Annotated in this window: 11 protein-coding genes; 4 read left to right on the top strand and 7 right to left on the bottom strand. The window is 66.2% G+C overall.

Annotated elements, in window-relative coordinates:
• The 6 genes from WA983_RS09915 to WA983_RS09890 form a co-directional block, all read right to left on the bottom strand.
• Positions 1–1,083: aldehyde dehydrogenase family protein (locus tag WA983_RS09915; RefSeq protein WP_424311980.1), on the bottom strand; the 1,083-nt coding region annotated here is incomplete at its 3' end.
• A gap of 16 nt (positions 1,084–1,099) precedes the next feature.
• Positions 1,100–2,059: an aldose epimerase gene (locus WA983_RS09910; RefSeq protein ID WP_424311979.1), complete on the bottom strand. Its 960-nt coding sequence runs from the start codon at positions 2,057–2,059 to the stop codon at positions 1,100–1,102.
• Positions 2,060–2,070: 11 nt separating this feature from the next.
• Entirely contained in the window at positions 2,071–2,859 is a 789-nt protein-coding gene (locus tag WA983_RS09905; protein WP_376812365.1) for an ABC transporter permease, read from the bottom strand.
• Between the two features lie 104 nt (positions 2,860–2,963).
• On the bottom strand, positions 2,964–3,827 hold the full coding sequence (locus WA983_RS09900; protein ID WP_376812277.1) for an ABC transporter permease: 864 nt from the start codon (positions 3,825–3,827) through the stop codon (positions 2,964–2,966).
• A 55-nt stretch (positions 3,828–3,882) separates the two neighbouring features.
• Positions 3,883–4,962 carry an ABC transporter ATP-binding protein gene (locus WA983_RS09895; protein ID WP_424247469.1) on the bottom strand — a complete coding sequence of 360 codons (1,080 nt, stop codon included), beginning with the start codon at positions 4,960–4,962 and terminating at the stop codon, positions 3,883–3,885.
• 78 nt (positions 4,963–5,040) lie between these two features.
• A complete protein-coding gene (locus WA983_RS09890) occupies positions 5,041–6,213 on the bottom strand; it encodes an ABC transporter substrate-binding protein (RefSeq protein WP_424247467.1) in 1,173 nt (390 codons plus the stop codon).
• 331 nt (positions 6,214–6,544) lie between these two features.
• Here WA983_RS09890 and WA983_RS09885 point away from each other — a divergent pair, with 331 nt between their 5' ends.
• Positions 6,545–7,819 (top strand): glucarate dehydratase family protein, encoded by a 1,275-nt coding sequence (locus WA983_RS09885; RefSeq protein ID WP_424247466.1) that lies wholly within the window; start codon positions 6,545–6,547, stop codon positions 7,817–7,819.
• A 16-nt stretch (positions 7,820–7,835) separates the two neighbouring features.
• Here WA983_RS09885 and garD read toward each other — a convergent pair whose 3' ends face one another.
• Positions 7,836–9,356 carry a galactarate dehydratase gene (garD, locus tag WA983_RS09880; protein WP_424247471.1) on the bottom strand — a complete coding sequence of 507 codons (1,521 nt, stop codon included), beginning with the start codon at positions 9,354–9,356 and terminating at the stop codon, positions 7,836–7,838.
• Positions 9,357–9,592: 236 nt separating this feature from the next.
• Here garD and WA983_RS09875 point away from each other — a divergent pair, with 236 nt between their 5' ends.
• The 3 genes from WA983_RS09875 (at position 9,593) to WA983_RS09865 (ending at position 12,406) form a co-directional block, all read left to right on the top strand.
• Positions 9,593–10,327, top strand: coding sequence for a FadR/GntR family transcriptional regulator (locus tag WA983_RS09875; RefSeq protein WP_424247464.1), 735 nt, complete (start codon positions 9,593–9,595; stop codon positions 10,325–10,327).
• 251 nt (positions 10,328–10,578) lie between these two features.
• On the top strand, positions 10,579–11,484 hold the full coding sequence (kdgD, locus tag WA983_RS09870; protein ID WP_424247462.1) for a 5-dehydro-4-deoxyglucarate dehydratase: 906 nt from the start codon (positions 10,579–10,581) through the stop codon (positions 11,482–11,484).
• A gap of 7 nt (positions 11,485–11,491) precedes the next feature.
• Positions 11,492–12,406 carry an SMP-30/gluconolactonase/LRE family protein gene (locus WA983_RS09865; protein WP_424311978.1) on the top strand — a complete coding sequence of 305 codons (915 nt, stop codon included), beginning with the start codon at positions 11,492–11,494 and terminating at the stop codon, positions 12,404–12,406.
• Positions 12,407–12,461: the final 55 nt, after the last annotated feature.

Raw genomic sequence — 12,461 nt, 5'->3', positions numbered from 1 at the left:
CGCCAGGGGCTCGACGCCCGCGTGGCCGTGCAGGCGCTCGACGCCTTCCCGATAGGACCGGGCGATGCCCGTGGTCAGCATGGTGGCGGCCGGTGCGGCGTTCACGCCTTCGGTGGCCTGGCGCACGAAGCGGTCCAGGTCCGGACCGTCCAGGCCGACGATCAGGCCGGGGTTGGTACATAGTTGGCCTGCACTGCCGGTCAGCGAGGTGACGAAGCCTTTGGCGATGTCCTCGGCGCGCGCGGCCAGGGCGCCGGGCAGCAGGAACACCGGGTTGGTGCTGCTCATTTCGGCGTAGACCGGGATAGGGATGGGGCGCGCTGCGGCGGCCCGCATCAGGGCCAGGCCGCCCTGGCGGGAACCGGTGAAGCCGACCGCCTGGATGACGGGGTGCCCGACCAGCGCCAGGCTCAGGTCGTTGCCCGGACCCGCCAGCAGGGAGAACACGCCTTCGTGCAGGCCGCAGTGCTGGATGGCCCGGCGGATGGCGCGGCCCACCAGTTCCGAGGTTCCGGGGTGTGCGGGATGCGCCTTGACGATGACCGGTGCGCCGGCCGCCAGGGCCGAGGCCGTGTCGCCGCCCGCTACCGAGAAGGCCAGGGGAAAATTGCTGGCACCGAAAACCGCCACCGGTCCCACGGGAATGTGGCGCAGGCGGATGTCGGCGCGCGGCAGCGGCGTGCGGTCGGGCAGGGCATGGTCGATGCGGGCGCCGATCCAGTCGCCGTCGCGCACCACGCGTGCGAACAGGCGCAACTGAGACACGGTGCGTCCGCGCTCGCCTTCCAGGCGCGGCCGGGGCAGGCCGGTCTCGCGCATGGCGCGTTCGATCAGCACGTCGCCCAGGTCCAGAATGGATTGCGCGATGGCTTCCAGAAAGGCGGCGCGCGCTTCCAGGCTGGTTTCGCGGTAGGAGGCGAAGGCGGCGTCGGCCAGTTGCGCCGCCCGGTCCACCTGGGCGGCATCCGCGCCGCGCCAGGCCGGAGCCAGTGCCTCGCCCGTGGCGGGGTCGTGGGCGTGGAATTCGGCGCCGGTGCCGGGAATGTCCTGGCCGCCGATCAATTGGGTGCCGGTGAGTTGCATGTTGGGGTCCTTCGTATCAGGAGTCGGTCGGGACCGCGCCGTCTGAGCGGCGGGCCGGGGTCGGGTGGACATCGAGCCGCAGGCCGACGTCCAGGGATTCGTCGGGTGCCAGGATGCGCAAGCCGGTGCCGGTCTGTCCGGACGCGCTCAGGTTGGCGGCATCGCAGACGTGGGTGGCCGGCTCGACGCACAGGTAGCGTCCGGCGTTGGCGTGCAGCACCAGGTGTTCCAGCGGGCCTTCGGCGTACAGGATCAGACCGGGGCCGTGATCCCAGTCGACCTGAGCATGGCCGTCCCAGCCCCCCAGGAACGCGGTCCAGGTTTGCGTGCCGCGTTGCCAGTCCGCGCGCCGGTTGGGCCGGGGGAAACGCGCCAGTTCTTCTTCGTGGGTCCACTCGGTTGCGGCGCTCAGCCGGGTGCCGGTCGCGGTGAAGTAGGGGTGCAATCCCAGGCCGGCCGGCATGGGGCTGTCCGATACGTTGCGCAGCGACAGGCGCACGCGCAGGCCGGCGGATTCCAGCCGGATGGTCTGGTGCAGCCGCCAGGCCCAGGGCCAGCCGCCGACGCCGGCGGGATGGTCCAGCAGCAATTGGATGAAGTCGGCACCGCTGTCCAGGACCGTCCAGGGCATGGCCTGGGCCTGGCCGTGCAGGGCATGCGGATGGCCGGGCAGGGCTTCCAGCGCCAGGGTGTCGGCGCCCCAGTGCAGGCGGGCGTCGCGTACCCGGTTGGAAAATGGCGCCAGGGGGAAGATGCCGCCCTTGGGCCAGGCCCCGGCAGGCCAGCCATCGATGTCGACAGGGGCCAGCCAGTCGCGCGGTCCTGCGGGCAGGTCCGTGGTCCAGCGCAGGATGCGCCCGCCGGCCGCAGGAGCGACCACGGCCCGATGAGGGCCGTGGCGCAGGACCCGGTGAGTCGGCTCCGTCGCGTCCATCCAGGCGGCGTACAGGGACGGCCCGCCTGGAGGCGTGTGCATGCGGTCCGCGCTCATGCTTCGCGCGGTGCTTCCTTGACGCGGCTGACCAGTTGCGTCGGGCTGACGAAGCGCAGGGCGATCAGGACCCACAGCAGGGTGATGGCCATGTAGATCATCGCCATGGCGTCGATCGCCTGCGGCGCCCGCACGCCGGTGGAGAACACCGCGTAGTACAGCGCCACCACCAGGGTCTGGGAGTCCGGACCCGCCGTGAAGAAGGTCAGTTCGAACATGCCGATGGTGCGCACCAGCACCAGCAGGCCCGCTGCCAGCATGCCCGGCACCAGCAGGGGCAGCAGCACGTGACGGAAATACTGGAAGGTGTTGGCGCCGAAGATGCGCGCGGCGGATTCCAGGCCGGGGTCGATCTGCTCGATGAAGGGGGTCATCACCAGGATCACGAAGGGCAGGGCGGGCACCAGATTGGACAGGATGACGCCCGTCAGCGTGCCGCCGACGCCGATCTGGTACATCGCCGTTGCCATGGGGATGCCGTAGGTGACCGGCGGCACCATCATGGGCAGCAGGATCAGCAGCATGGCAAGGCGCTTGCCCCGGAACTGGGCGCGCGCCAGGGCGTAGGCGGCGGGCACGCCCAGCAGGATCGAGAGGAAGACCGTGGCGGCGACGACTTCCAGCGTGACCACCAGCACGTGCGACAACTGGAAGTCGTCCCAGGCGCGGCCATACCAGCTCAAGGTGAAGCCTTCGGGCAGCGGGGTGCCGAACCAGCGGGTCGCCACCGAATTGACCACCACGGTGGCGATCATGAAGATGACGTTGAGCAGGAAAAAGCCCATGATGGTCCAGATCGTGGCGCGCCACAACCAGCCCCAGCGCCGCGAGGGCGAGGCGGCAGGCAGACCAGCCTGGGATGTCGGGAGAGTGTGTGCGTTCATGATCGTCAACCCTTGCCGCTGGTGGCCGGCCCGCTGTAGAAGGCGCGCCGGAAGGCGAAGATCGCGCAGACGATGAGCAGCTGCACGAACCCCATGACGATGGCGATGGCCGAGGCCATGCCGTAGTCGTATTGTTCGAAGGCCGCTTCATAGGCGGCGATGGAGATCACCCGCGTCGGACCCGCCGGGGCGCCCAGCAGGATGGCCGAGGGGAACACGGCGAAGGCCTGGACGAAGGACAGTGCGGCGGCCATCGACAGCCCCGGCACCAGCAGCGGCAGATAGATCAGCCGGAACTGGTTCCAGGGGCCGGCACCCAGTGTTCCCGCCGCCCGGGCCAGCGTCGGGTCGATGCCCGAGATGTAGGACAGGGTCAGCAGGAAGGCGAAGGGAAAGCCGGAGATCACCAGGGAAATCAGCACGCCCCAGAAATTGTGGGTCAGGCGGACTTCGTCCATGTACAGGTGCAGGCCTTGCAGGAATTGCGGGAACCAGCCTGCCGGACCGTAGAAGGTCAGCATGCCTTCGGCCACCAGCACGGTGCCCAGGGTGATCGGGATCACCAGCAGCGTCGTGACGATACGCTGCGCGCGGCTGTTGCGGCGCAGGGCGAAGGCGACCGGCACGGACAGGCCGATGTTGATCAGGGTGGCGGGTACGGCCAGCTTGAGCGTCACCCAGAGCGTGCCCCACTGGGACTGCGTGGTGAAGAAATGCGTGTAGTTGGCCCAGAGTCCGCCGCCTTCCAGGGGCTGTGTCGAGATGAACACGCCGTAGGCGAAGGGGTAGACGAACAGGGCCAGCAACACCAGCACGGCGGGCGCCACCAGCCAGCCGCGCCGGTCTCCGGTCGGCGCGACGGCGTTCATGCGCCCCCCTTGGCGCTGTGCGCCGTGGATCGGGACATGGAGCGGTACGGCGTACTCATGCTGCCTCCGCGTAAGCCAGGACCCGGTCGGCCGGGATGTGCAGCCGGATGCGGTCGCCCGGAGCGAAGGCGCCCGGCAGGCGGACGTACAGGTCGCCCAGGTCGGTGGCGACCAGCAGCAGGGAATCGCGTCCGCCGAATTCCAGGGTCTTGACCGTGGCGCCGATGCTGTTCGCCCGGCCCGCGTCGGCGATCTCGAAGTCGTCGGGCCGCATGGCGATGGCGACTTCCTGGCGGCCGGCCAGCTCGCCGATGGCCGTGCCGTTCAATTGGACTTGATTGCGTTCGATGGACAGGCCTTCGCCGGCCTGGCGTATGACGCGGCAGTCGAGCACGTTGCGATAGCCCATGAAGCGCGCCACGTGCAGGTTGCGCGGCCGGCCGTAGACTTCGCGCGGTGCGCCGATCTGTTGCACCGAGCCGGTGCGCATGACCACGATCCGGTCGGCCATCGACAGGGCCTCGTCCTGGTCGTGCGTGACGTAGATGGTGGCGCGTTCCAGTTGGCGGTGGATGCGGCGGATCTCCGCGCGCATTTCGATACGCAGCTTGGCGTCCAGGTTCGACAGCGGCTCGTCCATCAGGATCACGGGCGGCTCGATGACGATCGCCCGGGCGATGGCGACGCGCTGCTGCTGGCCACCGGACAATTGGCCCGGCAGCTTGTGTTCGTGGCCTTCCAGTTGGACCAGGGTCAGGGCCGACTGTACGCGGCGGGCGATCTCGTCCTTGCGTACGCCGCGCATCCGCAGGCCGAAGCCCACGTTGTCGCGCACCGACATGTGGGGAAACAGTGCGTAGTTCTGGAACACCATGCCGAAGCCGCGCCGTTCGGGGGGCAGCACGTCGATGCGGGTGTCATCCAGCCAGATGCTGCCCTCGGTGAGCGAGGTCAGGCCCGCCAGGCAGTTCAGGGCGGTCGATTTGCCGCAGCCCGACGGCCCCAGCAGGGCGATGAATTCCCCGCGCTGAATGTCGAGGCTGAGGCCGCTCAGGGCGGCGACGGCCGAACCGGAAACCGTATCGAATTTCCGGCCCACGGCGTCCAGGCGCAGCTGTTGAAAAGAATGATTCATGATCCTAGATCCAGGGAGGTCGGGCCGCCCGCGTGCCCGGGGCAGGCAGGCGGCCGTACACGGGAAAGCGACTGCTGATTACTTCTTCAGGGCGCCGACTTCGGTGTCCCACTTGCGGAAGGCTTCGACCATGGCTTTGGCATCCAGCGGCACGGCGTTGGGGCGGCGGGCGATCAGCTCTTCGTATTCCGGGCGGCCGAACTTCTTGATGATTTCCTGGCTTTCGGCCGGTGCGGCGGACAGCGGCACGTCGCGGATGGCAGGGCCGGGGTAGAAATAGCCGGAGTCATAGGTCATGGCCTGCTGCTTGGGTTCGAGCATGAACTTCAGCAGCTTGAACAGGACCTGCTGCTTTTCCGCAGAGACCCCCTTGGGGATCACCATGAAGTGCGCGTCGTTGACCCAGGTGAAGTTGTCGAAGGCCTGGATCTTGAAGTCGGCGGGCACCACGCCCAGCGCGCGCGGGTTGATGTCCCAGCCGGTGACGGTCACCGTCATGTCGCGGCTGCCTTCGCCCAGTTCCTTCATCACGGCCGAGGTGCCGCCGGGATAGTAGGGCACGCAGTCGTTCAGTTCCTTCAGGAACTGCCAGGTCTTGTCCCAGCCGTTGATCGGATCATAGGGGTCCTTGTCGCCCAGCAGATAGGGCAGGCCCATCAGGAAGGTGCGGCCCGGGCCCGAGTTCGCCGGCCGGGCGTAGATCAGCTTGTTGGGATTGGCCTTGCACCAGGCCAGCAGTTCGGCCGGGGTCTTGGGCGGGTTCTGGACCTTGGCCGGGTTGTATTCCAGCAGCGGGCCGGCGGGCATGAAGGTGACTTCCAGGCCGTAGCCCTGGGCCAGTTCCTGCATGCGGGCAGGGCCGCGCGCATACTGGGTCAGAATGTCCTTGAATTCGGCCTGGTGGTCGGGCAGCAGCTTCAGCCAGAGGTCTTGCTCGATGCCGGCGGCCAGGGCGTCGGTGCCGGTCAGGACCAGATCGATGTCCGAACGGCCTGCGTTCTGCATGGCCTTGATCTTGCCGGGCAGTTGCGGTGATGGTGCGTTGGTGAAGGTGATGTTCGAGACCAGATCGGGATGCTGGTCGCGGAAGGCTTCCAGGGCCTTTTGCGTCAGGGCCAGGTTGCCTGCCACGTCGACGACGTTCAGCGTGACGGGGGCGGCATGGACCGACAGGGCGGCGCCGGCCAGGGCCAGGGCACCCGCCAGCGCGTGGAATCGTCCCTGCCGTGGGGACTGCTTGTTGTCTTTCATGGATTGTCTCCTAGGGTGTACGCCTGTACGTGGAAGAAGCCGGCGGACGGAATATCCGGCTCAGCCACGGCCCGAGTGATCGGACCGTTCTTCTCGTAAGTCATCATATAAGTTGATGGGTTTGCAGGACAACATTTTTTTGCATTGATCCGGTCTGTGAAAGCTTCTGAATAAAATAAAAATTAGATTTAATTTGTTGATTTATATAGATAAAAATAAGGTTATACACTGCGTATCGGTATATTCCCTAGTAGTCCTGGATTTCCGGGTGAATCTACAGTTTGTATGTCATATGACAACATGATTTTTTTCGCCCAGGCAAGGCCATCCCATGAAACTGAAGACTGTCAAGATCACGCCCATTGCATTCAAGGATCCCCCGCTGCTGAACGCCGCCGGCATCCACGAACCCTACGCGTTGCGCACCATCATCGAACTCGAAAGCGACACCGGCCAGATCGGCCTGGGCGAAACCTACGGCGATGCGCCCATCATCGAACTGCTGCGGGCTTTGCAGCCGAGCCTGATCGGCCTGGACCCCTTTGATCTGAACGGCCTGCGCCGACGCGTCCAGGACGTCGTGGCCCGCACCCAGGTCAGCGCCAACACGGCGTATAGGCTCGCCCCCGGGACGGACCCCGCCAAGAACGTGCAGAAGCTGTATTCCGCGCTCGAAGTGGCCCTGCTGGACATGCAGGCCCGTCATCTGGGCGCGCCGCTGGTCGATCTGCTGGGCGGCCGCGCGCGCGATGCAGTGCCCTTCAGTGCCTATCTGTTCTTCAAGTACGCCCGCCACGTCGATGCGCCCTATGCCGACGACGCCTGGGGTGAAACCCTGACGCCCGCGCAACTGGTGACCCAGGCCGAGACCATGATTGCTCACTATGGCTTCCAGAGCATCAAGCTCAAGGGTGGTGTGCTGGACCCCGCGCAGGAAGTCGAATGCGTCAAAGCCCTGGCGGCCCGCTTTCCGGGCATGCCGCTGCGGATCGACCCCAACGGCAACTGGTCGCTGGATACGGCGATCGAGATGGGCAAGCGGCTGGACGGCTTGCTGGAATACTACGAGGACCCGTGCCCCACGCTGTCGGACATGGCGGCGCTGCACCGGGCGACCGGCCTGCCGCTGGCGACCAATATGGTGGTCACGGACATGGCCCAGTTCCGCGAGAACGTCCCGGCCAACGGCTGCCAGATCATTCTGTCGGACCACCATTACTGGGGCGGGTTGCGGGACACGCAGTTGCTGGCGCGCATGTGCGAGGTGTTCGGCATGGGCCTGTCCATGCACTCCAATTCGCACCTGGGCATCAGCCTGATCGCGATGGCGCACGTGGCGGCCAGCGTGCCGACCCTGAGCTACGCCTGCGACACGCACTATCCCTGGCTGGACCCTGACGAGGAAGTCATCGTCGGCGGACATCTGAAATTCCACGACGGCGCCATCGTGCTGAGCGATGCCCCCGGGCTGGGCCTGGAGATCGACCAGAGCGCCCTGGCGCGGCTGCACGAGCAGTACCTGAGCTGCGGCATCCGTTCACGGGACGATGCGGCGCAGATGCGCAAGTATCAGCCTGACTGGAGCGGCAAGGCGCCGCGCTTTTAAGTGACAGCCGGCCCGGTCAGGTGACCGGGCCGGGGTTGAACAGAACCAGATCGTTGACGATGCCCCAGTGCTCGGCCCAGGTCTTGCGACCGCTGGCGACATCCAGGATGCGCTCGAACAGTTCCTGGCCCAGGTCTTCGATGCTGGCCTCGCCGGTAGCGATCCGGCCGGCGTCGATGTCCATCAGATCGTGCCAGCGGCGCGCCAGGTCCGAGCGTGTGGCGACCTTGATCACCGGGACCTCGGCCAGGCCGTAGGGCGTGCCCCGGCCGGTGGTGAAGATGTGGACGTTCATGCCCGCCGCCAGTTGCAGGGTGCCGCAGACGAAGTCGCCGGCCGGGGTGGCGGCGTACAGCAGGCCCTTGCCTTGGGCGCGTTCGCCCGGGGGGACGACGCCGCGGATGGGCGTGCTGCCGGATTTGACGATGGAACCCATCGCCTTCTCGACGATGTTCGACAGGCCGCCGCGCTTGTTGCCGGGGGTGGTGTTGGCGCTGCGGTCCGCCTGACCGCGTTGCAGATAATCGTCGTACCAGGCCATCTCGCGGATCAGGTCCTGCGCGACTTCGGGCGTGGCGGCGCGCGCCGTCAACTGGTCGATGCCATCGCGCACCTCGGTGACCTCGGAGAACATCACGGTGGCGCCCGCGCGCACCAGCAGATCGGCGGCGTGGCCCACTGCCGGGTTTGCGGTGGCGCCGGAAAAGGCGTCGCTGCCGCCGCATTGCACACCCACCACCAGATCGGCGGCCGGACAGGTTTCCCGGCGGCGCTGGTTCAGGCGTTCCAGATGCGTTTCGGCCATCGCCAGGATGTCGTCGATCATGCTGCCGAAGCCCACGTGCCGCTCGTCCTGCAGGCGCACCAGGTCCGGGTGCGTCTCGCCGCGATCCTTGAAGCGCTCGGGCATCAGGCGCTCGGGCTGCAGTTTTTCGCAGCCCAGGCTGACCAGCATGACCTCGCCGCCGAAATTCGGGTTCTGCGCGATGTGGCGCAGCGTCTTCACCGGGATCGAGGCGCCGGGCGCGTCGATGGCCACGCCGCAGCCATAGCCGTGGTGCAGTGCCACCACGTCATCTACATTTGGATAGCGGGGCAGCAGTTCGCGGCGGATGCGGTCCAGGGCGATGTCCGCCACCCCGGCCACGCATTGCACCGTCATGGCGATGGCCAGGATGTTGCGGGTGCCCACGGAGCCGTCGGCGTTGCGATAGCCTTCAAACGTATAGCCCGTCAGGGGGGGCAGATCGGGCGCCGGGGCGGTGCAGATGGGTAGGTCATCCAGGGACGGTGCCGGCGGCATGCGCATCACGGCTTCGTAGACCCAGCTGCCGGCGGGCAGCGGCCTGGTCGCGTGGCCGATGACGACGCCATAGCGCACGATGGCGCCGCCTTCGGGGATGTCCCACAGGGCGACCTTGTGGCCCTGTGGGATGGTGTCGATCAGGGTCGGGCCGTCGGCGATGCGGGCGCCTGCGGGCAGCCCCCGGTCGTTGGCGATGATGGCCACGTTGTCGCCTTCGCGCATGCGGATCATGCGGGGGATCTGGACAGTCGGTTTGGGGGAATGCACGGGGTGTCTCCTGGTTTTATCTCATCATACAACTTAGGATTTTCACTGGCAATCCTGTGTGAATCGATACGTAAAACCGTTGATTCATGCCTGTTGAAATTCTATCGCTCGTGATTTCCAAATTAATAATATGTCGTCGTATAAGTTATCTCTTGGAGAATGCAGTATCATGGATCGTCCGAATTTCCCAGGCTCCGCCCATGGCCTCCGTTCCTGCCCGCCGCTCGCGTAATCTCACCCAGAATGTCGTGACCGCCCTGTCCGAGCGCATCCGACATGGCGAATTCCACGTCGGTGAAAAACTGCCGACGGAATCGGCGCTGATGGAGTCCTTCGGGGTCAGCCGGACCGTCATCCGCGAGGCGATCTCGCGTTTGCAGGCGGCGGGCCTGGTCGAAACACGGCACGGCATCGGGACCTTTCTGCTCGAACCCCGCAACGAGCAGCAGTTGCGCATCCGCACGGAAAACATCCTGACCATGCTGGACGTCCTGGCGATCCTGGAATTGCGGATCAGCCTGGAAACCGAGGCGGCGGGGCTGGCCGCGCTGCGGCGCACCGACGCCCAGATCCAGCAACTGCGCGGCATCCTGGACGAATTCGCCGATCACGTACGTAAAAAGACCGGCAACGTGGTGGTTTCGGACGTGGCTTTCCACCTGGCGGTGGCGACGGCGACGGGCAACCGCTATTTCCACGACATCCTCAAGCAACTGGGCAAGGCCATCATTCCCCGGACGCGCGTCGATTCGGCGGCCCTGGCGGAAGACGACCGGACCGTCTATCTTGGCCGCGTCCATGTCGAGCACGAGGACATCTATAACGCCATCGTCCGCAAGGACCCGGACGCGGCTCGCGCTGCAATGCGCACGCATCTGACCAACAGCCGCGAACGCCTGCGCCGCGCCCAGGAAGCCGCCGAGCAGGGCGCCTGAGTGCGCCAGGGCCGGGCTGCGTCCTGCTGGCCTCGGAATCGTTGACAATCATGTCATCGTATAAGCGATAAGGTGCTGCGGCACCTGAGGCGTTGACGAAATCACCACACCATCTGCCCTAAGATCAGGGTATACGCTAGTCTGAAGGATTTTTCTTGTTCCTTGTCATTCTATGTCATATGATGACGTACGACATGAACGAGTGAGGCAGGCGTCTCGTGCGCCTTCTCAGATCAGAGGACACCACGCATATGACGAATTACCAGGAATTGAAGGACATCCTGAGGGACGGGCTCCTGTCCTTTCCGATCACGGATTTCGACGCCCAGGGAAATTTCGACCCCAAGGGTTACCAGGCGCGCCTGGAATGGCTGATGCCCTACGGCGCCCGCGCTTTGTTTGCGGCCGGCGGCACGGGAGAGTACTTTTCCCTGACGCTGGACGACTTTTCCCAGGTGGTGCATACGGCGGTCAAGACCTGCCAGGGCCATACGCCTATCCTGGCCGGAGCAGGCGGCCCTACGCGCACGGCCATCGCCTTCGCCCAGGAAGCCCAGCGCCAGGGTGCGGCCGGTCTGCTGCTGATGCCGCACTATCTGACCGAGGCGCCGCAGGACGGCATTGCCGCGCACGTCAAGGAAGTCTGCCAGTCCGTCGATATCGGCGTGGTGATCTACAACCGCGGTCAGTGCCGCCTGTCGGCCTCCGTGCTGGAGCAACTGGCCGAAGAATGTCCGAACCTGATCGGTTTCAAGGACGGTATCGGTGACATCGAGAACATGGTCCGGGTGCGCCGCCGGCTGGGCGATCGCTTCTCCTACCTGGGCGGCCTGCCCACGGCCGAGGTCTTTGCCGAAGCCTATCGTGCGCTGGGCGTACCGGTGTATTCGTCCGCCGTCTTCAACTTCATTCCCGCCACGGCCATGAAGTTCTACGAAGCGGTTCGCGCCGGGGATCACGAGACCACTGGCCGTCTGCTGGATGCTTTCTTCCTGCCGATGCTGGAAATTCGCAACCGCAAGCAGGGCTATGCGGTTAGTATCGTCAAGGCTGGCGCCCGTATCGTCGGCCATTCGGCCGGCCCGGTGCGTGCGCCCCTGGTGGATCTGATGGCTTCGGAAGAAGACGAACTGCGCGCACTGATCGAAGCGCTCTGATCCGCCCATGCCCACAGCTATCGCGTCCGCCTCCGCCTCGTCCGCCGAACTGGTTCTGCACCCGCGCAATCTGACCGGGGAAAGCCCGGTCTGGCATGCGGGCGAGCAGGCCCTGTACTGGGTGGACATCCCTGCCGGGACACTGCACCGCTGGCGCGCCGGGGATGGGCAGCACACCAGTTGGCGTGCCGATCAACGGCTGGCGTGTATTGCCCGGCAGGCCGATGGCGGCTGGCTGGGCGCCATGGAAGATGGTGTCTACCGCCTGTCTTTGCAGGCTGATCAGCGCTTGGAGATGACGCCGTATATGGGCGTGTCTCACACGCGTCCCGGCATGCGTTTCAACGATGGCCGTTGCGACCGGCAGGGGCGTTTCTGGGTCGGATCGATGCTGGACGATGGCGGGCCGGCAGCGCCGGTCGGCGTGCTGTATCGCCTGACCGCTCCGGGCGGTGCGCCGCGCCTGGATGTCTTTGAGCAGGGCATGCTGACGCCCAACGGGCTGGCCTTCAGCCCCGACGGGCGCACCCTGTACCTGTCCGACTCGCATCCCGATCGGCAGCGCGTCTGGGCCTTTGACTACGATCCCGACGACGGGACGCCCGGCGGGCGCCGCCTGTTCATCGAGAAACTGCCGGGTGGCCGCCCCGATGGCGCGGCTGTCGACGTGGATGGCTGCTACTGGATCTGCGGCAATGACGCCGGTCTGATCCACCGCTACACGCCCGATGGCCGCCTGGATCGCAGCCTGAGCGTGCCGGTGGCCAAGCCGTCCATGTGCGCGTTCGGCGGCCCGGATATGGATACCCTGTTCGTGACCTCGATCCGCCCGGCTGGTGCCGGCCCTCTGGCACTGGATGGGGCGCTGTTCGCCCTGCGCCCGGGAGTGCAAGGGATCGAGGAGCCCGCCTACGCGCCTTGATGCGCCTGGGGGGGCGGCGTGGAATCGGCGGCCGTAGCGGCCCTTCATGCTATCT

This window comes from Castellaniella sp., from assembly GCF_049650445.1.
Taxonomy (GTDB): Bacteria; Pseudomonadota; Gammaproteobacteria; order Burkholderiales; family Burkholderiaceae_B; genus Castellaniella.
This window is presented reverse-complemented; position numbering and strand designations above follow the sequence as displayed.